Origin of the sequence: Streptomyces sp. NPDC058701 (genome assembly GCF_042715295.1) — a bacterium.
Classification (GTDB): Bacteria; Actinomycetota; Actinomycetes; order Streptomycetales; family Streptomycetaceae; genus Streptomyces.
On sequence record NZ_JBHXSY010000010.1, the window covers coordinates 90,489 to 112,340 of the forward strand.

The window sequence follows — 21,852 nt, forward strand, 5'->3', positions numbered from 1 at the left end:
CTCTCGACGGTAAGGGGCGTGAGAACGCCGCACCCGCCGAGCGGGCCGAAGATCCGACTTGGGGATGACCCGAATCGTCCCCTGGTCGCCCCCGGGCCGCCCGTCGGCGGAGACGGCCGGCCCCGGCGGCCGGCCCGCGGCGGTCAGCCCGCGGCGGCCGGTCCGCCCGGCACGTCGCCCCCGGCGGACCCGTCCTGTGCGGCGGCACCGGCGGGCCCGTCCTGTGCGGCGGCCCCGGCCTGCGCATGGCGCTTCAGGGCCGCCTCGCGGCCGCGGACGTACCAGATGCCGATCAGGCCGAGGAGGCCACCGGCCGCGCAGGTCCACACCCACCACAGCTGGCCGCGGTCCGCGAACCACCCGTAGAAGGGGAGCTGGACGAGGAAGAGGGCGAACCAGATGATCGTGCCGCCGGTGACGGTGGCGACGACCGGACCCTCCAGGGGTTCGGGCGCCTCGTGCCGCGCTGTCCATTTCGCCATGCGGCAAGTCTAGGCCGGGTGGCGCAGGGTCTACGCGCGGAGATAGACGCCCCTTCGTTCATGTGTTCATACTGAAACGATGTGGGCGTGGCCCATTTTCTTCGTATGAACCACCCAATGAGGACCGTATGAGCACCCCGGCCCCCGCCCCCACGCCCACCGCCCCGGAGCCCCCCTCCCGCGAGACCGGCCTGGACCGCTACTTCAAGATCTCCGCGCGCGGCTCGACCGTGGCCCGCGAGGTCCGCGGCGGTCTCGCGACGTTCTTCGCGATGGCCTACATCATCGTGCTCAACCCGATCATCCTGGGCAGCGCGAAGGACATGTACGGCAACCAGCTCGACGGCGGCCAGCTCGTCACCGCCACCGTCCTGACGGCCGCCTTCTCCACCCTCCTCATGGGTGTCATCGGCAACGTCCCGATCGCACTGGCCGCCGGCCTCGGCGTGAACACCGTGGTCGCCCTCCAGCTCGCCCCGCGCATGAGCTGGCCCGACGCCATGGGCATGGTGGTCCTGGCCGGCTTCGTGGTGATGCTGCTCGTCGCCACCGGTCTGCGCGAGCGGGTGATGAACGCCGTCCCGCTGGGCCTGCGCAAGGGCATCGCCATCGGCATCGGCCTGTTCATCATGCTGATCGGCCTCGTCGACTCGGGCTTCGTCTCCCGCATCCCGGACGCCGCGCACACCACGGTCCCGCTCCAGCTCGGCAGCGACGGCCACCTGCACGGCTGGCCGGTCCTGATCTTCATCGTCGGAACGCTGCTGACCCTCGCGCTGATCATCCGCAAGGTCCCGGGCGCGATCCTGATCTCCATCGTCGCCATGACCGTCGCCGCGGTGGCCGTCCAGCTCGTCACGAGCCTGCCGGCCGAGGCGTGGGGCCTGACCGTTCCCGAGTGGCCCGGCAACCCCGTGGCCGCGCCCGACTTCGGGCTGGTCGGCCAGGTCAGCCTGTTCGGCGGCTTCGGGAAGGTCGGGATGCTGACCGGCATCCTGTTCGTCTTCACCGTCCTGCTGTCCTGCTTCTTCGACGCCATGGGCACGATCCTCGGCGTCGGCGACGAGGCGAAGCTGATCGAGAAGGACGGCACCTTCCCCGGCATCAACCGGGTCCTGCTGGTCGACGGCCTCGCCGTCGCCTCGGGCGGCGCGACCTCGTCCTCCGCGACCACCTGCTTCGTGGAGTCCACGGCCGGCGTCGGCGAGGGCGCCCGTACGGGACTGGCGAACGTCGTGACGGGCGGCCTCTTCGCCGTGGCGCTGTTCCTCACGCCGCTCGCGACCATGGTCCCGTCCCAGGCCGCGACCCCCGCGCTGCTGGCGGTGGGCTTCCTGATCCTGGCGGGCTCGGTGCGGGACATCGACTGGAGCGACTTCACCATCGCCGTCCCGGCCTTCCTGGCCATGGTGATGATGCCCTTCACCTACTCGATCACCAACGGCATCGGCATCGGCTTCGTGAGCTTCTGCGTGCTGCGGCTGGCGACCGGCCGGGGCCGCGGTGTCCCGGTGGCCATGTACGTCGTGGCCACGGTGTTCGTCTTCTACTACGCGATGCCGGCCCTCGGCCTCACCTGACCGGACCCCGGTCGGGCCGGGCCGACCCACCTGATCAGGTGAGCCCGTAGAACTTCTCCGTCTCGTCGACGGCCGCCTTGAAGCGCTCGTCGAAGTCGTCGCGAATGAGCGTCCGGACCACATAGTCCTGGACGCTCATTCCGCGTTTGGCGGCATGGATCCGGAGCCTCTCGAGGAGCTCCCCGTCTATGCGCATGCTGAGCACATGTGTCCCCATGCCGAAAGAGTCGGGGCACAGGACGTGGACGCGTGTCACTTTCCGCCGCCCACTCACTCGTACGAGTGACGAAACACCATGGGTGTTCTTTAGCGAGAGTAATGAGTTACTCTAAGGACATGCATGACCTCTCCCATGGCGACGACGCTGCCGCCGTGAACGATCTCCGCTCCGCCGTCATGCGACTGGGTCGGCGCCTCAAGCACCAGCGCGTCGACGAGTCGCTGAGCCCGACCGAGATGTCGGTACTCGGCACCCTCGCCCGGTGCGGCCACGCCACCCCGGGCGAGCTGGCCCGGCGGGAGCACGTCCAGCCGCCGTCGATGACACGCATCGTCGCGCTCCTGGAGGCCAAGGGACTGGTCACGCTGGAGCCGCACCCCGACGACCGCCGCCAGAAGGTGGTCCGCCAGACCGAGGAAGCCGAGGCGATGCTCGAAGAGAGCCGCCGCAAGCGCAACGCCTTCCTGGCCGGGCTCGCGGCCGAGCTGACCGAGGACGAGTGGGCCAAGCTGCGCGAGGCCGCACCCGTCCTGGAGAAGCTCGCCCACCTGTAGGAACGACGCCAGGAGGCGAACGCTTTTGAGTACGGGAACCGGAGCAGACTCCGCACCCGGCCACATATCCACCCCCCCTACTGCCGACGGCGCCGCCCCCGTGGCCGCCGCCGGAGCATCCGCTGACGGAGCACCCGCCGCCGCGGCACCCACCGCACCCGCGGTCAAGAACTCCATGTTCAGCTCGCTGAAGATCCGCAACTACCGGCTCTTCGCGACCGGCCAGGTGGTCTCCAACACGGGCACCTGGATGCAGCGCATCGCCCAGGACTGGCTGGTCCTGTCCCTGACCGGATCGGCCTCCGCGGTCGGCGTGACCATCGCCCTGCAGTTCCTGCCGATGCTGCTGTTCGGCCTCTACGGCGGCGTCCTCGCCGACCGGCTGCCGAAGCGCCCGCTGCTGCTCGCCACCCAGAGCGCCATGGGCCTCACGGGTGTCGCGCTCGCCGTCCTCACCCTCGCGGGACAGGTCCAGGTCTGGCACGTCTACCTCGCCGCCTTCCTGCTCGGCCTCGTGACCGTCGTCGACAACCCGGCCCGCCAGACCTTCGTCCCCGAGATGGTCGGCAAGGACCAGGTCGCCAACGCGGTCAGCCTGAACTCGGCCAACTTCCAGTCCGCGCGACTGGTCGGCCCGGCGATCGCCGGTGTGCTGATCACCGCCGTCGGCTCCGGCTGGGCCTTCCTGCTGAACGGGCTGTCCTTCGCCGCGCCGATCGCCGGACTGCTGCTGATGCGCACCGGCGAACTCCACCCCGTCGAGCCCAGGCCCCGCGCCAAGGGGCAGCTGCGCGAAGGACTGCGGTACGTCGCCGGGCGCCCCGAGCTGGTCTGGCCGATCGTGCTGGTCGGCTTCATCGGCACCTTCGGGTTCAACTTCCCGATCTGGCTGTCGGCGTTCGTCAGCGAGGTCTTCCACGGGGACGCGGGCACGTACGGGCTCTTCAACACCCTGATCGCCGCCGGCTCCCTCGCGGGGGCGCTGCTCGCGGCCCGGCGCGGACACTCCCGGCTCCGGCTCCTGGTGGCCGCGGCCGTGCTGTTCGCCGCGCTGCTGACCGTGACGGCGTTCGCGCCCGGCCTCTGGCTGTTCGCCGCGCTGCTGGTGCCGATCGGCGTCTTCGGCCTGACGGTCAACGTCACCGCCAACTCCAGCGTGCAGATGGCCACCGACCCCGAGATGCGGGGCCGGGTCATGGCCCTGTTCATGATGGTCTTCACTGGCGGGACCCCGCTGGGCGCCCCGCTGCTGGGCTGGATCACGGACACGTACGGCGCCCGGATCGGGATGGCGGCGGGCGGGGTGATCTCGCTGATCGCCTCCGTGGCGATCGCCGTGGTGCTGGCCCGCGTCGGCAACCTCCGGCTGCGGGTCGACCGGCGCGGCGTGGCCTTCGTCCCGTCGCCGCGCCGGCGCGAACTGGTCACGGCCGCCTGACGGGTCCGGGGCGCGGGCGGCGGCGCCGGTAGGGTCGGGGGATGAGACTGTTCGCCGCCGTACTGCCGCCGCCGGCGGCCGTCGCCGAGCTGGCACAGGCCGTACGGCCGCTGCGTGACGACCGGCTGACCTGGACCGCGGAGTCCGGCTGGCACTTCACGCTCGCCTTCATGGGGGAGGTACGGGAGGAGGTGCTCCCGGACCTGCACGCCCGGCTGGAGCGCGCAGCCCACCGCACCGCGCCCTTCACCCTGCGGCTGCACGGCTCCGGGCACTTCGGCGACCGGGCCCTGTGGGCCGGGGCCGCCGGCGGGCTGGACGCGCTGCGGCTGCTCGCCGAACGGGCCGACGCCGCCGCCCGGCGGGCCGGCGTGCCGATGGAGCAGCACCACCGCTACACCCCGCACCTCACCCTGGCCCGCAGCCGCCACGCCTCCACCCCCCTGGGCCCGTACCTCGACGCGCTCGCCGGCTTCGAGGGCGCCCCCTGGCCGGCCGACACCCTCAGCCTGGTCCGCAGCAACCTCCCCGCCGGCGGGGTGCCGGGCGAGCAGCCCCGCTACGAGACCGTGGGTGCCTGGCCGCTGACCGGCCGCTGACGGCCGCCGCCGGACCGCACCCGCCCGGCGTGCGGGGCCGCCCGGGATGCGGCCGCCGGGGGCCGTGCGGGGCCGCCCGGCGGGCCGGGTTAGGCTCGACGGGTGGATCCCAAGACCAGAAACCGCGTCATGGCGGGTGTGCTCGTGCTGATGTTCGTCGTCGTGGCCGTGGCGGCGGCCGTCGGCCAGTAGCCCGCCCGCGCCGCCTCCCGGCCCGCCCGCGTCCCTTCCGGGCCCTCCCGTGCCCCGGCCGGGCCCCGCCCTGCCCGCACCTCGGGAGCCGCGGGTTCGCGAGGTGCCCTTGCCTGGAGTGGACTCGAAGCAGTTGGCTTGCGTCCCATGAAGTACACGCAGCTCGGACGCACGGGACTCAAGGTCAGCCGACTCGTTCTCGGCACGATGAACTTCGGTCCCCAGACAGACGAATCCGCCAGCCACGGCATTCTCGACGCCGCCCTCGGCGCGGGCCTGAACTTCGTGGACACCGCCAACGTCTACGGCTGGGGCGAGAACAAGGGCCGCACCGAGGAGATCATCGGCACCTGGTTCGCCCAGGGCGGCGGCCGCCGGGACAAGACGGTCCTGGCCACGAAGGTGTACGGGAACATGGCCGGCGACGGGGACCCGTGGCCCAACCACGACCGGCTGTCGGCCCTGAACATCCGGCGGGCCGTCGAGGCCAGCCTGAAGCGGCTCCAGACCGACTACATCGACCTCTACCAGTTCCACCACATCGACCGCCGGACCCCCTTCGAGGAGATCTGGCAGGCGGTCGAGGTCCTGATCCAGCAGGGCAAGGTGCTGTACGCGGGGTCGTCGAACTTCCCCGGGTACAAGATCGCGCAGGCCAACGAGACCGCCGCCCGCCGCGGCGGCGTCGGCCTGGTCAGCGAGCAGTGCCTGTACAACCTGGCCGAGCGCCGGGCCGAGATGGAGGTCGTCCCCGCCGCCCGCGAGTACGGGCTCGGGGTCATCCCGTGGTCCCCGCTGCACGGCGGCCTGCTGGGCGGTGTGATCAAGAAGGAGGTCCAGGGCGGCCGCCGCGCCTCCGGGCGCTCCGCCGACGCGCTGGCCAGCACGTCCGTACGGGCACAGGTGCAGGCGTACGAGGACCTGCTCGACAAGCACGGCCTGGAGCCCGGCGAGACGGCGCTGGCCTGGCTGCTGACGCGCCCCGGGGTCACCGGTCCGATCGTCGGCCCCCGCACCGCCGAGCAGTTGGAGAGTGCCCTGCGCGCGCTGGAACTGGAGCTGAGCGAGGAGCTCCTGACGGCCCTGGACGAGATCTTCCCCGGCCCGGGGGCCTCCCCGGAGGCGTTCGCCTGGTAGGCGCGTCCCCGCGCCGTACCGCGGACGCCGCCGCCCCGCCCCGGGCGGCGGCGTCCGTACGCCGTACCGCGGGGGCTCCGGGCAAGTCGGCCCCGCCAGGGGCCCGTTACGGCTGCGGGGCGGGGCGGTAGGGGCCGCCGATGCCCCAGGCCTGGTGGAGGACGGCCGCGAACTCGCCGGCGATGCGGTGCTCCCCGGAGGCGTTGGGGTGCGTGCCGTCGTAGGTGTCGTGGTCGATGTCGTAGGAGGCCGGGCGCGCGGCCAGCAGGATCGGCGAGGCGTCGGTCGTCAGGTCGGCCACGGCCTTCGCCAGCAGCTCGTTGAAGCGGGCCACCTCGGCGGCGAACGGGGCGTCCTGCCGGGCGCGGACGTTCGGTATGACCGGCAGCAGCACCATCCGCACGGCCGGACGGGCCGCGCGGGCCGCGGCGACGAACCGGCGCACGTTCTCGGCGGTCTGGTCGGCGCGGGTGTAGAAGCCGAGGTCGATCAGGCCGAGGGAGACGAGCAGGACGTCCGCACCGGCGGCACCGGCCGCGGGGCCGATCAGGGGCGCCATGTGCTGCCAGCCCTCGCCCCATCCGGCCAGGTGGCGGCGGGCCTCCCCGGGGAAGTCCGGGCCGGCGTACGCCTGACAGCCGGCCGGATCGGCGGCGGGCGCCCCGGCGGCGCCGTCGTCGTACAGCGCGGTGCGCGGGCCGACGATCTCGAAGGGCCCGCCGAGGGCGGCGCCCAGGTGCTGCCACATCCGGTAGCGCCAGGTGTAGTCGCCGGCGCGTCCGATGGTCATGGAATCGCCGACGAACATGAAACGCATCCGGTCATCATCGCGGATCACGTGCCGGGCGCCCCTGTGATGCCGGACACGCCGTCCGGGCTGGCAGGCTGGGGTCATGCGCATGTTGCCGTCGACCGCCGTCCCCGCCGCCGCCCTGGCCGGCTGCCTCGCCCTGCTGCCGGGCGCCGCCGCCGCGGCGGAGTCGCCCGGGGCGTCCGGGTTCACCATCTCCGACCCGCGGATCAGGGAGTCGAGCGGGCTCGCGGCCAGCCGGCTGCACCCGGGGGTGTACTGGACGCACAACGACAGCGACGACGGCCCGTACGTGTACGCCGTGGACTCGGCGACCGGCCGTACGGTCGCCCGGCTGGCGCTGACCGGCATCGGCAAGCCCCGCGACGTCGAGGCGATTTCGCTGGGCCCCGACGGACAGCTGTACGTCGGGGACGTCGGGGACAACCTGGGCGGGACCTGGGACCACGTGTGGATCTACCGGTTCCCGGAGCCCAAGGTACTGCGCGACGCCACCGTCAAGGCCGAGCAGTTCACGGTCACTTACGCCGACGGGCCGCGGAACGCCGAGTCCCTGATGGTCCATCCGGTGACGGGCCGGGTGTACATCGCGAGCAAGGACGAGCAGAGGGGCGGCCTGTACGAGGGCCCGGAACGGCTCGTGCCCGGCGACGCCCGGAACGTGTTCCGGCGGGTCGCCGACGTCCCGTGGGTGACGGACGGGGCGTTCTCGCCCGACGGCGCCCGCCTGACGCTGCGCGGGTACTTCACGGCCCGGACGTACGGGTGGAAGGACGGCCGTCCGCAGGGCGCGGGCGAACGGGTGGACGCGCCCTGGCAGGGGCAGGCCGAATCGGTGACGTACACGGCGGACGGCCGCACGCTGATGTTCGGCGCCGAGGGCGCGGTCAGCCGGGTGGTGGCGGTACCGGTCGCCGCGGCCCCGCAGCCGGAGCCGGGGAAGGCCTCGGGAGGGACCTCGGGAGCGGCGTCCCCGGAGCCCGGTGCCCCGGCGGCGGGCGATCCGGCGGCGGGCGGGGAGGGCGACTTCACGAAGGGCGCCCTGATCCTGGCGGTCGGCACCGTCCTCGTGCTCGCGGCGAAGCGGCTGCTGCGCCGCCGCGGCCCGAAGTAGCGGCCCGGCCCCGAGTGACCCGGCCCGGAGCGGCCCGGCACGGGGGCGGGCCCCCGGAACCGTGCCGGAGCCGCGCCGGACGGGTTACGAGTGGCCGAGGTCCGCGGCCGGGAGGTCCGCGACCGGGACCGAGCCCGTGTCGGAGGCCGGCCGCAGCAGGAACTCGTCCGAGGCCACCGAGTCCAGCACGTGCGGCGCCGGCCGCAGCGGCTTCGGCATGACGGCGGCCTCCGAATGGCCCCCGCAGCCGTACGAGAGGGACACCAGACGCCCGTCGGCCGGCCCGAACTCGTTCGCGCAGACGCCGAAGGCCTGCCCCAGCGAGCCGCCGATCGCGACGAGGAACCCGCACGACACGCACGACGCGGGCGCCGCCTGCGCCATCGGGGTCTTCGCGCCGAAGGACTCGTCCCAGCGGTCGGCCGCACTGTGCAGCCCGTACCGCGAGAGGACCCGGGCGCGCCGCATGCCGAGTTCCTCGGCGACGGACGTGATGGAGCCCCGCACCGGGACCACGGCGCGGTCGGTGACGTCCGCGTCCTCCGCCTCGACCAGTTCGGCCATCTCGGCGGAGACCACCGAGTTCGGCGGCGGGGCGTCCTCGCCCGACCAGCCCGGCTCCAGACGCAGGTCCTCGGCGTCGGTGGGCAGCAGGTCGCCGGGGCCCATGTCGCCGGGGCGCAGCCGCTCGCTCCACGGCACCCATTCGGGGGCGAGCAGCGCGTCGTCGCCGGGGAGCAGCACCGTCTCGTCGAGCGTGACGTTCTTCGCGCGGGAGGCGCGGGTCACGGTGACGGCCCAGCGCCAGCCCCGGTAGCCCGGTTCCTTGCACTCGAAGAAGTGGGTGACGACCCGGTCACCCTCCGCCACCGCGGTCACATGCGCGCCCACCACGCCGGGGAAGGCGGCCTCCTCGGCCGCCGACCGGGCGAGTTCCACCGCCTCGACGCACATGCGGTCGGGGGTACGCGGGGTACGGCTTCGCGTCGTCGCAGCACTCACTGGTCTCGTTCTCTCCTACGCCGTCTCACGAGTGCGCCGTCCGTACTGTCGTCCACAACGACCCGTCGGTCTCCGTACGTGGCGCGGGCGGAGCGGACCAGAGGGCCGCGTCGACGTCCGCACCCGATCGGCCTCGGGCGCACCTAACTGCGATCCATTCTGCGGGATCGCGAAGAGGCGCGCGGCCAAGAGCAACCGCCGGTGGCGCGCTACGCACGCTACCCCCTCCGGCGCCCCGGGCCCACATGCAAGGTCCGATTCGCGGACAAGCCACCGCCCGGCGGCACCCCGCGACGCGCCGGGAGGCGTCCGAGGGGGCCAAGTGGGGCAGTATGGGCCGGGTGGCACCCGTTCGGTCGTCCGATGACGGCTCGGGACCGGCCAAGAGGGCCGGCCGGGCTCTGGGGCGTGCCCTGCACCTGCCCTTCACGGGAACGGCGCGCGGCATCCGGCGGGCCACCCACGCGCACGGGGCCGGCGAGTCGGGACTCGGCAGGCTGATCGAACTGCACGCGATCAACGGCGCCGGCGACGTGATGATCACGGTGGCGCTGGCCTCGACGGTGTTCTTCTCCGTACCCACGGACGAGGCCCGGGGCCGGGTCGCGCTGTACCTGGCGATCACGATGGCCCCCTTCACCCTGCTGGCCCCGGTGATCGGACCGCTGCTGGACCGGCTGCCGCACGGGCGGCGGGCCGCGATGGCGGCCGCGATGCTCACCCGGGCCCTGCTGGCCGTGATGATGTCGGGCGCGGTGGCCACGGGCGGGCTGGAGCTGTATCCGGCCGCGCTGGGCGTTCTGGTGGCGTCCAAGGCGTACGGGGTGGTGCGCAGCGCCGTCGTACCGCGTCTCCTCCCGCCGAACTTCTCCCTCGTCAAGGCCAACTCGCGGGTCACGCTGGCCGGTCTGCTGGCCACGGGCGCCGCCGCGCCGGTCGCGGCGGGGCTGCACACGATCGGCCCGCCGTGGCCGCTGTACGGGGCCTGCGCCATCTTCGTCTGGGGGACCTTCGCCGCGTTCACGCTGCCGCACAAGGTGGACGAGGCGAAGGGCGAGCGCCGGGCCCGGCTGTCCACGCACGAGGCCCACTCCCCGAAGCCGGGGCTGCGCACGGTGGGTCCGTCGGTGCTGTGCGGCCTCCTCGCCAACGCGTCGATGCGCGGACTGTCCGGGTTCCTGATCTTCTTCCTGGCGTTCCTGCTGCGCGAGCACCCGCTCGCGGGTCAGAGCGCGGCGGTGTCCCTGGGGATCGTGGGCGTGTCGGCGGGGCTGGGCAACGCGTGCGGTACCGCGGTGGGCGCGTGGCTGCGGGCCCGCGCCCCCGAGGCGATCATCGCGGCCGTGCTGTGCCTGACCCTCGGGGTCGCGGTGCTCGCGACCGTCTTCTTCAGCGGGGTGTTCGTGGCGGTCCTCGGTGCCACGGCGGGCTTCTGCCAGGCGCTGGCGAAGCTGTCCCTGGACGCGATGATCCAGCGGGACGTGCCGGAGGCCGTCCGCACGTCGGCGTTCGCCCGTTCGGAGACGCTGCTCCAGGTGGCCTGGGTGCTGGGCGGCGCGATCGGCATCGCGCTGCCGCTGAACGGCGCGCTGGGCATGGCCGTCGCGGCACTGGTGGTGGCGCTGGGCACCACGATGGCCCTGCGCGGCCTGCGCTCCGCGCCCCGCCACCACCAGCACGGCTCCTCGCGCCCGAGGGTGGCGTGACGCCGGCCGGCCCGCGCCGCCCCGGCGGAGCGGGCCCCGCGCCGCCACGCGAGCCACGGCGGGACCCCGTGCGGCGGCTCGGCCCACCGGCCCGATAGCCTTCGGCTCATGACCGCACCGCTTTTTTCGGGTAGGGCCCGCCGCAGCGTCGCGGCCCTCGGAGCCGTTTCCGCCGGCCTCCTCCTCCTCTCCGCCTGCGACAAGCCGACACCGTTGGCGACCGTGACGGTCGGCACCACCACGGCGTCCGCCGAAGCCGCCTGCCACGACGGCAAGGAGCTCTCCATGGACAAGGTCCAGGAGTGCCTCACGAACCTGAAGGACGCCAAGACAGTCGAGTACACCCGCGGCGACACCCTGCGCCTGGGCGTCGAGCCCGAGGTCGTCGAGGACGGCAAGAAGTGGCAGGCGGTCCTGGACGGGCAGCCGATCACCGAGCCCTCCTCGAACACCTACCGCAGCTTCCCCGGCGCCGACGTCTTCGCGACCGGCGGCGAGGGCGAGGCCCCGGCCTCGAAGAAGCTGGCGTTCGTCCAGGTCGGCGAGGACGGCAAGCCGCTGTCCGTCTGGTCGTTCAACCTGAAGCTGAAGTAGCCGGGCGGCCCCGGTGCGCGCGCTCGTCGTGACCGCGGTGGCGGCGGAGGCAGACTCCGTCGTCAGTGGCCTGACCCCTCATCCGGACACTCCCGGCCCCGAGCCCCGCACCCTTCCCGGCGGTTACCCCCTCACCCGCCGGGACCTCCCGGGCATCGCCCTCGACGTGCTCGTCGGGGGCGTCGGACCGGCGGCCGCCGCCGCCGGGACCGCCACCGCCCTGGCCCTCACCGGCTACGGCCTCGTCATCTCCGCCGGCATCGGCGGCGGGTTCGCGCCCGCCGCCCCGCCCGGCTCCCTCGTCGTCGCGGACGCGATCGTCGCCGCCGACCTGGGGGCCGAGACCCCCGAGGGGTTCGTGGACGTGGCGGCCCTCGGCTTCGGGCGGGCCGTGCACCTGCCGCCCGCCGAACTCGCCGCCCTGGCCGCCGAGGCCACCGGCGGGCTCCTCGCGCCCGTCCTGACGGTCTCCACCGTCACCGGCACCGCCGCCCGCGCCGCCGAGCTCGCCGCCCGGCACCCGCAGGCCGGGGCCGAGGCCATGGAGGGCTTCGGGGTGGCTGAGGCCGCCGCCGCGCACGGGCTGCCCGTACTGGAGATCCGCGCCGTGTCCAACGCGGTGGGCCCGCGCGACCGCGACGCCTGGCGGATCGGGGAGGCCCTCACCGCCCTCGCGGGCGGCTTCCGCGCGCTGGGACCCGTACTCGTCCATTGGGGAGAACGCCATGAGCACCGGTGACGGCCCGCTGCGGATCGCGTATTCGCCGTGCCCGAACGACACCTTCGTCTTCGACGCATGGGCGCACGGCCGGGTGCCGGGCGCGCCCGGCCTCGACGTCACCTTCGCCGACATCGACCTCACCAACGGCATGGCCGAGCGCGGCGAGCTGGACGTGCTGAAGGTGTCGTACGCGGTCCTGCCGTGGGTGCTGGAGGAGTACGCGCTGCTGCCCTGCGGCGGGGCGCTGGGTCGCGGCTGCGGCCCGCTGGTCCTGACCCGCGAGCCGGGCGCGGACCTGACCGGCAGGACGGTGGCCGTGCCGGGCGAACGCTCCACCGCTTACCTGCTGTTCCGGCTGTGGGCGGCCGACGTACTGCCGGACGGGGTCGGCGAGGTCGTCGTGCTGCCGTTCCACGAGATCATGCCGGCGGTGCGCGACGGCCGGGTGGACGCCGGACTGGTCATCCACGAGGCCCGGTTCACGTACCGGGACTACGGGCTGCACCGCCTGGCCGACATGGGCGAGCACTGGGAGTCGACGACCGGCCTGCCGATCCCGCTCGGCGCGATCATCGCCAAGCGCTCGCTGGGCCCGGAGCGGCTCCGTACGCTCGCCGAGTCGGCCCGTACGTCGGTCCGGATGGCCTGGGACGACCCGGAGGCCTCCCGCCCGTACGTCCGCGCGCACGCCCAGGAGCTGGACCCGGCCGTCGCCGACCAGCACATCGGGCTGTACGTCAACGAGTTCACCGCGGACCTCGGCGACGCAGGCTACGCGGCGGTGCGCGGGCTGCTGACCCGGGCGGCCGCCGAAGGGCTGGTACCGGCCATCCCGTCCGGCGCGCTGGACTTTCCCTGAGGGCCGTCCCGTCGTCCCCGGCGGGCACGGCGGCGCCCCGCCGCTCTCACGAGGGACGGGGCGCGGGCCGTGCGGGCGCTCAGACGTCGAGCTGGTCGGCCACCGCGCGCAGCAGTCCGGCGATCTTCGTGCCGTGGACCTTGTCGGGGTAGCGGCCGCGCTCCAGCATCGGAGTGATGTTCTCCAGGAGGGTCGTGAGGTCCTGCACGATGGAGGCGAGCTCGTCGGGCCCCCGCCGCTGCGCGGCCGCGACGGACGGCGCCGGGTCCAGCACCGTCACGGAAAGCGCCTGGTCACCGCGCTGGCCGGCGACCACTCCGAACTCGACGCGCTGGCCGGGCTTGAGCGCGTCGACCCCGGCCGGGAGCACCGACGAGTGGACGAAGACGTCGCCGCCGTCGTCGCGGGAGAGGAAGCCGAAGCCCTTCTCACTGTTGAACCACTTGACCTTGCCGGTAGGCACGTCCGTCCTCTGTCCTTGTGCTCGTCGGGGTCCGGGATGCCGCGCAACGGCTCCGGACAACAGCGCAGCGGGCCATGGATGACCCGCCACCTCAAGGCTAATGGCCGGGGTCCGGGTGACAAGTCGTTCCCCGGACCTTCGCCGTCGGCTGCTTCGGCCAGGGAACTACCCTGGTGAGGTGACTGTTACTCCTCATTCCGACGAAGCGCGGCCCGGCGACGGACTCGTCAAGGCCGGCGGCATCGTGTTCATCGCCGGCGCCGTGGCCACTCTGGCCACGATGGCCCCGCTGTTCCTGGACGTCGACCCGTTCCCCCCGTACGCGTGGGCCGTCTGCATGCTGATGGGCGTCGGCTTCGCGATCTCCGCGGCGGGCGTGCTCCGCTCGGCCGCGGCCGAGCGGAGGGCGGCACGGGCCTCACAGGCGGCCTGAGCCGCGGGGGGCGTACGAGAGCCGCCGGTCCGCCGGGGCGCTTCCTTTGGGCACTACGTCCAGGACGAGCGGCCGGCGACGTATGCCGCGAGCCACTGCGGCAGCGCGGTGAGGTCGGGGAGCACCACGTCCGCGCCCGCCGCCCGCAGTTCGGCCTCCGGGCACGGGCCGGTCGGCACGGCCACCGACAGCGCTCCGGCCGTCCGGGCGCCGCGCACGTCGCCGACGTGGTCGCCGACGTACACCTGCGCCCCGTACTCGAGCAGGGCGCCGGCCTTGGCCTCCGCCCAGAGCCAGCCGACGACCGCGTCCGGCTCGATGCCCAGGTGCTTCAGGTGCAGCCGGGCGTTGGGCTCGTGCTTGGCGGTCACGACGATCGCCCGCCCGCCGATCGCCCGGACCGCGTCGACCGCATCGCGGGCGCCCGGCATGGCCGGCGTCGGTTCGATGGCGTGTGTGGGATAGATCTCCCGGTAGCGGTCGGCCACGGCCGGTATCTCGGCCGCCGGGAACCAGTGCGCGAGCTCCTCTTCCAGCGGCGGACCGAGCCGCGTGACGGCCGCGTCGGCGTCGATGAACGTGCCCGTTTCGGCCGACAGGGCCTGGTAGGCGGCCTTGATGCCGGGGCGCGAATCGATCAGGGTCATGTCGAGGTCGAAGCCGACGGTGAGGTTCATACCGGCCATTGTGCCGAGCCCGGGGAGCGCCGGACCCCGACGGGGGCACACCGGGGTCCGCACCGCCCGGACCCGTCCGTCCGGTGCCGGCCCGGGGGCACGACCGGCCCCGTCCGCCCACCGGGCGGCGCCCCCTCCGGCTCCGCCGGCGGTCGGGGCACGGGGTCCGGGGCGGCGCCCCACGGGGGTCCCGGCGCGGCCCCCGCGGGGGTCCCGGCGGGGTCGGCTGCCCGGGTCCCGGCGCGGCCGGGCACGCGCCCGCCGGCCGGGCGTCAGCGCCTGCGCGCCCGCCACACCAGGTACAGCGCGGAGGCCACGCCCGCCGCCCGGAGCAGCCACGGCCACATCCCGTGCAGGGTCCCGCTCAGCTGGTCCTCGGCGAGGGTCTCGCCCCACTTGCCGTTCATCCGGCCCCACAGCCACACCCCCGCCCCCGCCAGCACCGCGCCGGGCGGTCCGAAGACGGCCCACTTGTGCTCGCCGGGCCGCAGCACGCGCGAGGCGTACGGCAGCAGCCAGCCGACCACCAGCAGCAGCCAGTAGCCGCTGACCACCCCGACGACGAGGACGGCCGCCGCCAGCAGCAGGAACGCGTTCGGCTTCGGACGGGCCGGGGCGGCGGCGACCTCTGCCACCACCGGTGCGGCTCCCTTCGCCGCCCGCTTCGCGCTCCGCCGCTCGCGCAGGAGCCGTACGGCGGCGCGCGCCTGCGCCGCTCCGGACGGCTTCCCGGAGGCCTCCGCGCTTCCGGCGCCGGTGCCGGTCCCGCCCTTGGACTTGGACGTGTTCCCGTTCCCGTCCCCGTCCCCGTCCTCGTCGTCCGGCCCTTCCTTGAACAGGTCCGGGATCTCGATGCCGCCCGCGAAGCCGTCCACCTGCGGGCCCGCCCCGTACGAACCCGGCGTGACGCGCCACCAGTCGGGCTCCGCGCCGTCGGACGGCCCGAGTTCGTCGAGCCCGGCCAGGTGCGGCGGCACGTTCTCCGGCTCCGCCGCCGGGCGCGGCGGCGGCACGGGCCCCCGGCGCAGCCGGCCCGGACCCCGCTGGGTGGGCACCCCCGGACCGGGGTCGAAGACGGACGGGGCGGCGGCCCGGTCGGCGGGCGCCGGGCCGGACAGGGTGCCGAGGGTGTCGAGGACCTCCTCCGGCGTGCCGATCCGCTCCAGGATGCGGCGTACGGCGGCCGGGGTCTCCGGGTCGTACTTGGCGCGCCGACGGTCGATCTCGTCCCGCAGCCCCGCCACGAGCCGCATCCGGTCCCCGGACTTCAGCTGCCTGCGCTGCGCCAAGTCCCCGACGCGGCTCAGATATTCGTAGACCAGATGGTCGCTTTCGATCCCCATGCCCCGGCTCCTCCCGTACCGCCTGTGCCGAAGGTAGCGCGTGCGCCCGTGGAGCTGTCGCGGGCGCAGCGGATACCGTTGACCGGATGGGGACCGGCCGACTGACCGGCCGACGCGACCAGGAGGCGACTGTGCCCGAGGCAAGCACCGCAGCGGGAGACGCTGCCGGCAGCTCCGCAGGGAGCGCCGGGGCGGGCGCCCCGCGCTCGCTCGCCGAGGCGCTGCGCTCCCGCGACGACGCCGCGCTCGCCGCCCTGCTGCGCGCGCGCCCCGACCTCCTCAGCCCCGTACCGGGCGACGTGACCCAGCTGGCCACCCGCGCCGGCACCCGGGCCTCGGTGGTACGGGCGCTGGAGCGCCTCGACCGGTTCGCGCTGCAGACGGCCGAGGCCCTGGCGGTGGCCCCGGACCCGTGCCCGTACCCGGTGCTGGAGTCGCTGCTCGCCGGCGAGACCGGCACCACCGGGGAGGACAACGGGGCCCGCGCCGCGCTCCCCCGGGCCCTGGCCACCCTGCGCGACCAGGCCCTGGTGTGGGGCGACGAGCAGCGGGTGCGGCTGGTGCGCACCGCCCGCGAGTTGCTGGCCCCCTCGGCGCAGCGGCCCTCGCCGACCGGCCTCGGGCCGACCGTCGCGGAGGCCACGTCCGGGATGTCGCCGACCCGCGTGCAGGAGATCGTGGCCGCGGCCGGACTGCCCGCCACCCACGACCCGGTGTCCGCGGTGTCGGCGCTGACCGGGCTGTTCACCGACCCGGAGCGGATGTCCGCCCTGCTGGACGGGGCTCCGGCCGAGGCCCACCAGGTGCTGGGGCGGCTCGTGTGGGGCCCGCCGTACGGGGAGGTGACCCCGAATCCGACCGCTCCGGTGCGCTGGCTGCGCGACCGGGGGCTGCTGCTGCCGGCCTCGGCGCGTACGGTCGTCCTGCCCCGCGAGGTGGCGCTGCACCTGCGGGGCGGGCTGGCGCACCGGGACACGGCGCCGGTGGCGCCGGCGGTTCCCGCGCACCGCGAGCACCGTCCACAGCTTGTGGACGCGAACGCCGCCGGGCAGGCGATGGCCGCGCTGTCGACCGTCGAGGAGCTGGTGAAGTCCTGGGAGCACGCCGGTCCGCCCGTGCTGCGGGCCGGCGGACTGTCCGTACGGGACCTGAAGCGGGCCGCGGCCTCCCTGGACGCCACCGAGGCGGCGGCGGCGTTCTGGGCCGAGCTGGCGTACGCGGCCGGGCTGCTGGCCGGCGACGGCGAGGCGGACGAGCGCTACGCCCCCACCCCCGCCTTCGACACCTGGTGCGAACTGCCGCCCGCCGAACGGTGGTCGGCGCTCGTTGCGGCCTGGCTGCCCGCCACCCGCACCGCCGGGCTGGTCGGCGAGCAGGACGCCAAGGGACGCACCCTGTCGGCGCTCGGCCCCGAACTCGACCGCTCCGCGGCCCCCGAGGTGCGCCGGCGGGTCCTGGAACTCCTCGCCGCGCTGCCCGAGGGCGGCTCCGCCGACCCGGACGCGCTGCTGGCCCGGCTCGCGTGGGAGCGTCCCGTGCGCGGGACGAGCGACCTGCGGGCCCGCCTCGCGCGCTGGGCGCTGGACGAGGCGGAGACCCTCGGGGTCACCGGCCGGGGCGCGCTGTCCGGGCCCGGCCGCGCCCTGCTGGAACACCGCGACCCGGCGCCGCTGATGGCCCCGCTGCTGCCCGAACCGGTGGACCACGTCCTGCTCCAGGCCGACCTGACGGCGGTGGCCCCCGGCCCGCTGCGGCGGCCCCTCGGCGACACCCTGGCGGTCCTCGCGGACGTGGAGTCCAAGGGCGGGGCGACGGTGTACCGGTTCACGCCGGGCTCGGTGCGGCGCGCCCTGGACGCCGGGCACACCGCCGTCGACCTGCACGCCTTCCTCAAGGAGCACAGCCGCACCCCCGTCCCGCAGCCGCTGGCCTACCTGATCGACGACGTGGCCCGGCGGCACGGGCACCTGCGGGTGGGGGCGGCCTCCTCGTACGTGCGGTGCGACGACGACGCGATGCTCGGCGAGATCCTCGCCGACAAGCGCTCGGCCGGGCTGGGCCTGCGCCGCCTCGCCCCGACCGTGCTGGCCGCGCAGTCCGAACCGGGCGCCCTGCTCGACGGGTTGCGGGCGATGGGGTACGCGCCGGCCGCCGAATCCCGTACCGGGGACGTCCTGGTCGGCCGGGCCGACGCCCGCCGCGGCCCGGCGCGCTCGGCGCCCGTACCGGTGCCGGAGGGGCCGCCGGTGCCGGACGCGACGCTGCTGGGGGCGGCCGTACGGGCCATCCGGGCGGGCGACCTGGCGGCGACGGCGGTCCGCAAGGAGCCGGCCCCGTCGGCCGGGGTGCCGGGCGGGCTCCCGCGCACGAGCGCGGCGGAGACCCTGGCGACGGTGCAGGCGGCGGCGATGACGGGCTCGGCGGTGTGGATCGGCTACGTCAACGCGGACGGGGCGGCGAGCCAGCGCGTGCTCGCCCCGGTCCGGGTGGAGGGCGGCTTCGTGACGGGCTACGACCACACGGCGGACGAGGTCCGCACGTACGCGCTCCACCGGATCACGGGCGTGGCGGAACTGGAGGACGACCACCTCTGACCGGGCGCGGGCCGGAAAACCGGTGGCCCCGCCGGGAGGCGCACCGCAGGGTGGGGGCATGCACGACGTCCACGGCGCTCCCGCGCGCCGGATCCGCGCGGCCCACACCGCCACCACGGTCACCGTCTACCAGGCGTACGCCCCCGCCCTCGGCCTGCCCGCCGCCCGCGACGGCCGCTTCCCGCCCGCCTGGAAGCGGGATCGGATGACGTGGGTGAAGCCCTCGTTCCTGTGGATGATGTACCGCTGCGGCTGGGCCACCAAGGACGGCCAGGAGACGGTCCTCGCCGTCGAGATCACCCGCGACGGTTTCGACCGGGCGCTGGCCGGCGCCTGCCTGTCCCACTACTCCCGCGGCGTCCACGCCGACCGGACGGCCTGGCGGCGGGCCCTGCGCGAGTCGTCCGCCCGGGTCCAGTGGGACCCTGAGCGGGACGTACGGCTCGCCCCGCTTCCGTACCGCTCGCTCCAACTCGGTCTGTCCGGGCCCTCCTCCCGCGCGTACGCCGACGAGTGGACGGTCGCCATCCGTGACGTGACGCCGCTGGCCCGGGAGATCCACGGCCTGCTGCGGTCCGGGGACGAGGGGGCCGCGCGGGCCCTGCTGCCCGCGGAGACCCCGTACCCTTCGGGGCCGCTGGAGCACCTGGGCGCGTAGGGGGTGTCCGGCCGGTCGTGGAGGAAGCGGAGAGGGCGGAGAGATCAGTCCCGGATGATCAGGACGATGCCTCCCGCGACGACGCCCAGCAGCAGGGCGAGCAGGGAGAAGCGGGGCCGGGACTCGCGCAGCACCGGGAGGTAGTGGTCGACGGCGAAGCGGCCCGGCCCGGTGAGGGTGAGGGCCACTACCGCGGCGAACAGCACCACTTCCAGTTCCACGCCCTTGGGCGGGAAGTAGGCGCCGAGGCCCCGGAGGTCGAGGATGTTGATGAAGATGCCGGTCAGGGCCGCTCCGGCGAGCGGGGTGAGCAGACCGAGGGCGAGACCGAGGCCGCCCAGGGTCTCGGAGAGGCCGGCGATGACGGCCATGGCGTCCCCGGCGGGGTAGCCCGCCATCGTGAAGCCCTTGCCGGTCGCGGTGAGGCCCGGGCCGCCGTACCAGCCGAAGAGCTTCATCACGCCGTGGCCGGCCATGCTGAGGCCGACGACGAGCCGGAGCAGGAGCAGGCCGGTGTCGTGGGTGAGGGTGGTGGCGGGAGCCGAGGAGGTGCTGAAGAGCGTGCGGTCCCAGCTTGTCTGCGTCATGAGGGTCCGTTCCGAGATCGCCTGGCAGCGACGGCCACCGTACGACGCCCGCCGCGCCGAGCCCGCCGCAACATCGGCGTCCGCCCCATCGGCCACCGCCGTCTACCCGTTCGGCCGCAGCGCGCCTGCCCGCTCCGCCGAAGCGGCGTGTTCCCAGCCTCCGCGCCGTACGGCACACTGGAGGTTTGGCCTGAATGAAACGGGGCGCTGCGCGTGAATGGTCCACTGATCGTCCAGAGCGACAAAACACTCCTCCTCGAGGTCGACCACGAGCTCGCCGGCGCGGCGCGCCGGGCCATCGCTCCCTTCGCCGAGCTGGAGCGGGCTCCCGAGCACATCCACACCTACCGGATCACCCCGCTCGGCCTCTGGAACGCCCGGGCCGCCGGGCACGACGCCGAGCAGGTCGTCGACGCGCTCGTCGAGTTCTCCCGCTACCCCGTCCCGCACGCGCTGCTGGTCGACGTCGCCGAGACCATGGCGCGCTACGGCCGCCTCACCCTGTCCAAGCACCCCGTGCACGGGCTGGTCCTGACCAGCACCGACCGGCCCGTGCTGGAGGAGATCCTGCGGTCCAAGAAGGTCGCGCCGCTCGTCGGGGCCCGGCTCGACGCCGACACCGTGGCCGTGCACCCCTCCGAGCGCGGGCAGATCAAGCAGACGCTGCTCAAGCTGGGCTGGCCCGCCGAGGACCTCGCCGGGTACGTGGACGGCGAGGCGCACGCCATCGAGCTGGCCGAGGACGGCTGGGCCCTGCGCCCGTACCAGCAGCAGGCCGTCGAGGGGTTCTGGCACGGTGGCTCCGGCGTGGTCGTGCTGCCCTGCGGCGCCGGAAAGACGCTGGTCGGCGCCGGCGCCATGGCGATGGCCAAGGCCACCACGCTGATCCTGGTCACCAACACCGTCTCGGCCCGCCAGTGGAAGCACGAGCTGGTCAAGCGGACGTCGCTGACGGAGGACGAGATCGGCGAGTACTCCGGTACCCGCAAGGAGATCCGGCCCGTCACGATCGCCACGTACCAGGTCCTCACCACGAAGCGGAAGGGCGTCTACCCGCACCTGGAACTGTTCGACTCCCGGGACTGGGGTCTGATCGTCTACGACGAGGTGCACCTGCTGCCCGCGCCGGTCTTCAAGTTCACCGCCGACCTCCAGGCACGGCGCCGGCTCGGCCTGACCGCCACGCTGGTGCGCGAGGACGGCCGCGAGTCGGACGTCTTCTCGCTGATCGGGCCGAAGCGGTTCGACGCTCCGTGGAAGGAGATCGAGGCGCAGGGCTACATCGCGCCCGCCGACTGCGTCGAGGTACGGGTGAACCTGACGGAGGCGGAGCGGCTCGCGTACGCGACTGCCGAGACCGAGGAGAAGTACCGCTTCTGCGCGACGACCGCGACGAAGCGGAAGGTCACCGAGGCGCTGGTGCGCAAGCACAGGGGCGAGCAGACCCTGGTCATCGGCCAGTACATCGACCAGCTCGACGAGCTGGGCGAGCACCTGGACGCGCCCGTCATCAAGGGCGAGACCTCGAACGCGCAGCGCGAGAAGCTCTTCAACGCCTTCCGCGAGGGCGAGATCAGCGTGCTGGTCGTCTCGAAGGTCGCGAACTTCTCCATCGACCTGCCCGAGGCGACCGTCGCCATCCAGGTGTCGGGCACCTTCGGCTCCCGCCAGGAGGAGGCCCAGCGGCTCGGCCGGGTGCTGCGCCCGAAGGCGGACGGCCACGAGGCGCGGTTCTACTCGGTCGTCGCGCGCGACACCGTCGACCAGGATTTCGCGGCGCACCGCCAGCGCTTCCTCGCGGAGCAGGGCTACGCCTACCGGATCATGGACGCCGACGAGATCCTGGCGAGCGACTGACCGTGCCGTCCGCTGGGCGGCCGGCCTCGGCGGGTGCCGGGCGCCCGGATCCGGGCCGCCGGGGCGCCGGTACGGCCCCGGGGAACCGGTCGGCCGGGCCGGCTCCCACGGTCCGACCGCGCGCGGCGGCGATCAGAACGGTCCCCACGGTCGCGGCGACGCGCGGGGGGGGGCAGTCGCGGGCGGGCCGGGGCGCGGGCGGGCCGAGGCGCGGGCGGGCCGGGGCGCAGG

At 74.4% G+C, this 21,852-nt stretch carries 22 protein-coding genes; 14 read left to right on the forward strand and 8 right to left on the reverse strand.

Going from position 1 to position 21,852, the window contains the following annotated elements; translation table 11 throughout:
- Positions 1–143: 143 nt before the first annotated feature.
- Positions 144–482 (reverse strand): DUF2530 domain-containing protein, encoded by a 339-nt coding sequence (locus tag ACFWW8_RS13640; protein ID WP_386527791.1) that lies wholly within the window; start codon positions 480–482, stop codon positions 144–146.
- 128 nt (positions 483–610) lie between these two features.
- Here ACFWW8_RS13640 and ACFWW8_RS13645 point away from each other — a divergent pair, with 128 nt between their 5' ends.
- On the forward strand, positions 611–2,062 hold the full coding sequence (locus ACFWW8_RS13645; protein WP_386527793.1) for an NCS2 family permease: 1,452 nt from the start codon (positions 611–613) through the stop codon (positions 2,060–2,062).
- Positions 2,063–2,096: 34 nt separating this feature from the next.
- Here ACFWW8_RS13645 and ACFWW8_RS13650 read toward each other — a convergent pair whose 3' ends face one another.
- Positions 2,097–2,279: a ribbon-helix-helix protein, CopG family gene (locus ACFWW8_RS13650; RefSeq protein WP_183067875.1), complete on the reverse strand. Its 183-nt coding sequence runs from the start codon at positions 2,277–2,279 to the stop codon at positions 2,097–2,099.
- Between the two features lie 119 nt (positions 2,280–2,398).
- Here ACFWW8_RS13650 and ACFWW8_RS13655 point away from each other — a divergent pair, with 119 nt between their 5' ends.
- The 4 genes from ACFWW8_RS13655 to ACFWW8_RS13670 all read left to right on the forward strand — a co-directional run bounded on the left by ACFWW8_RS13655 (position 2,399) and on the right by ACFWW8_RS13670 (position 6,202).
- On the forward strand, positions 2,399–2,836 hold the full coding sequence (locus ACFWW8_RS13655; RefSeq protein WP_073919573.1) for a MarR family winged helix-turn-helix transcriptional regulator: 438 nt from the start codon (positions 2,399–2,401) through the stop codon (positions 2,834–2,836).
- Between the two features lie 25 nt (positions 2,837–2,861).
- Positions 2,862–4,274 carry an MFS transporter gene (locus ACFWW8_RS13660; protein ID WP_386527796.1) on the forward strand — a complete coding sequence of 471 codons (1,413 nt, stop codon included), beginning with the start codon at positions 2,862–2,864 and terminating at the stop codon, positions 4,272–4,274.
- Between the two features lie 41 nt (positions 4,275–4,315).
- Entirely contained in the window at positions 4,316–4,873 is a 558-nt protein-coding gene (gene thpR, locus ACFWW8_RS13665) for an RNA 2',3'-cyclic phosphodiesterase (RefSeq protein ID WP_386527798.1), read from the forward strand.
- 339 nt (positions 4,874–5,212) lie between these two features.
- Complete coding sequence (locus ACFWW8_RS13670) at positions 5,213–6,202, forward strand: aldo/keto reductase (RefSeq protein WP_386527800.1); 990 nt, start codon at positions 5,213–5,215, stop codon at positions 6,200–6,202.
- 106 nt (positions 6,203–6,308) lie between these two features.
- On the opposite strand, the gene ACFWW8_RS13675 is transcribed toward ACFWW8_RS13670, so the two are convergent.
- Complete coding sequence (locus ACFWW8_RS13675; RefSeq protein WP_386527803.1) at positions 6,309–7,019, reverse strand: GDSL-type esterase/lipase family protein; 711 nt, start codon at positions 7,017–7,019, stop codon at positions 6,309–6,311.
- Positions 7,020–7,095: 76 nt separating this feature from the next.
- Here ACFWW8_RS13675 and ACFWW8_RS13680 point away from each other — a divergent pair, with 76 nt between their 5' ends.
- The gene (locus tag ACFWW8_RS13680; protein WP_386527806.1) at positions 7,096–8,127 is read left to right on the forward strand and encodes a WD40 repeat domain-containing protein; all 1,032 of its coding nucleotides are present in this window, start codon (positions 7,096–7,098) and stop codon (positions 8,125–8,127) included.
- Between the two features lie 84 nt (positions 8,128–8,211).
- On the opposite strand, the gene ACFWW8_RS13685 is transcribed toward ACFWW8_RS13680, so the two are convergent.
- A complete protein-coding gene (locus ACFWW8_RS13685; RefSeq protein ID WP_386527808.1) occupies positions 8,212–9,129 on the reverse strand; it encodes a DUF3027 domain-containing protein in 918 nt (305 codons plus the stop codon).
- 332 nt (positions 9,130–9,461) lie between these two features.
- On the opposite strand from ACFWW8_RS13685, the gene ACFWW8_RS13690 reads away from it, so the two are divergent.
- The 4 genes from ACFWW8_RS13690 (at position 9,462) to ACFWW8_RS13705 (ending at position 13,009) form a co-directional block, all read left to right on the forward strand.
- The gene (locus tag ACFWW8_RS13690; RefSeq protein WP_386527810.1) at positions 9,462–10,835 is read left to right on the forward strand and encodes an MFS transporter; all 1,374 of its coding nucleotides are present in this window, start codon (positions 9,462–9,464) and stop codon (positions 10,833–10,835) included.
- A gap of 108 nt (positions 10,836–10,943) precedes the next feature.
- On the forward strand, positions 10,944–11,429 hold the full coding sequence (locus ACFWW8_RS13695) for a DUF2771 domain-containing protein (RefSeq protein ID WP_386527811.1): 486 nt from the start codon (positions 10,944–10,946) through the stop codon (positions 11,427–11,429).
- Positions 11,430–11,442: 13 nt separating this feature from the next.
- A complete protein-coding gene (locus ACFWW8_RS13700) occupies positions 11,443–12,168 on the forward strand; it encodes a futalosine hydrolase (RefSeq protein ID WP_386527813.1) in 726 nt (241 codons plus the stop codon).
- A complete protein-coding gene (locus ACFWW8_RS13705) occupies positions 12,155–13,009 on the forward strand; it encodes a 1,4-dihydroxy-6-naphthoate synthase (RefSeq protein ID WP_386527816.1) in 855 nt (284 codons plus the stop codon). Before ACFWW8_RS13700 ends, ACFWW8_RS13705 begins: the two co-directional genes overlap by 14 nt.
- A gap of 79 nt (positions 13,010–13,088) precedes the next feature.
- Here the strand turns inward: ACFWW8_RS13705 and ACFWW8_RS13710 are convergent, their stop codons facing one another.
- Entirely contained in the window at positions 13,089–13,472 is a 384-nt protein-coding gene (locus ACFWW8_RS13710) for a cold-shock protein (RefSeq protein ID WP_386527819.1), read from the reverse strand.
- Between the two features lie 178 nt (positions 13,473–13,650).
- Between ACFWW8_RS13710 and ACFWW8_RS13715 the strand changes: the two genes are divergently transcribed.
- Positions 13,651–13,905: a hypothetical protein gene (locus tag ACFWW8_RS13715; RefSeq protein ID WP_386527821.1), complete on the forward strand. Its 255-nt coding sequence runs from the start codon at positions 13,651–13,653 to the stop codon at positions 13,903–13,905.
- Positions 13,906–13,958: 53 nt separating this feature from the next.
- On the opposite strand, the gene ACFWW8_RS13720 is transcribed toward ACFWW8_RS13715, so the two are convergent.
- The gene (locus ACFWW8_RS13720; RefSeq protein WP_386527824.1) at positions 13,959–14,591 is read right to left on the reverse strand and encodes an HAD family hydrolase; all 633 of its coding nucleotides are present in this window, start codon (positions 14,589–14,591) and stop codon (positions 13,959–13,961) included.
- A 263-nt stretch (positions 14,592–14,854) separates the two neighbouring features.
- On the reverse strand, positions 14,855–15,925 hold the full coding sequence (locus tag ACFWW8_RS13725; RefSeq protein ID WP_386527826.1) for a hypothetical protein: 1,071 nt from the start codon (positions 15,923–15,925) through the stop codon (positions 14,855–14,857).
- Between the two features lie 86 nt (positions 15,926–16,011).
- On the opposite strand from ACFWW8_RS13725, the gene ACFWW8_RS13730 reads away from it, so the two are divergent.
- Positions 16,012–18,519, forward strand: coding sequence for a helicase-associated domain-containing protein (locus ACFWW8_RS13730; protein ID WP_386527829.1), 2,508 nt, complete (start codon positions 16,012–16,014; stop codon positions 18,517–18,519).
- 58 nt (positions 18,520–18,577) lie between these two features.
- Positions 18,578–19,177, forward strand: a complete 600-nt coding sequence (locus ACFWW8_RS13735; RefSeq protein ID WP_386527832.1) for a DUF4291 domain-containing protein — start codon at positions 18,578–18,580, stop codon at positions 19,175–19,177.
- Between the two features lie 44 nt (positions 19,178–19,221).
- On the opposite strand, the gene ACFWW8_RS13740 is transcribed toward ACFWW8_RS13735, so the two are convergent.
- A complete protein-coding gene (locus tag ACFWW8_RS13740) occupies positions 19,222–19,764 on the reverse strand; it encodes a DoxX family protein (RefSeq protein WP_386527835.1) in 543 nt (180 codons plus the stop codon).
- 213 nt (positions 19,765–19,977) lie between these two features.
- Between ACFWW8_RS13740 and ACFWW8_RS13745 the strand changes: the two genes are divergently transcribed.
- On the forward strand, positions 19,978–21,621 hold the full coding sequence (locus ACFWW8_RS13745; RefSeq protein ID WP_386527838.1) for a DNA repair helicase XPB: 1,644 nt from the start codon (positions 19,978–19,980) through the stop codon (positions 21,619–21,621).
- Positions 21,622–21,852: the final 231 nt, after the last annotated feature.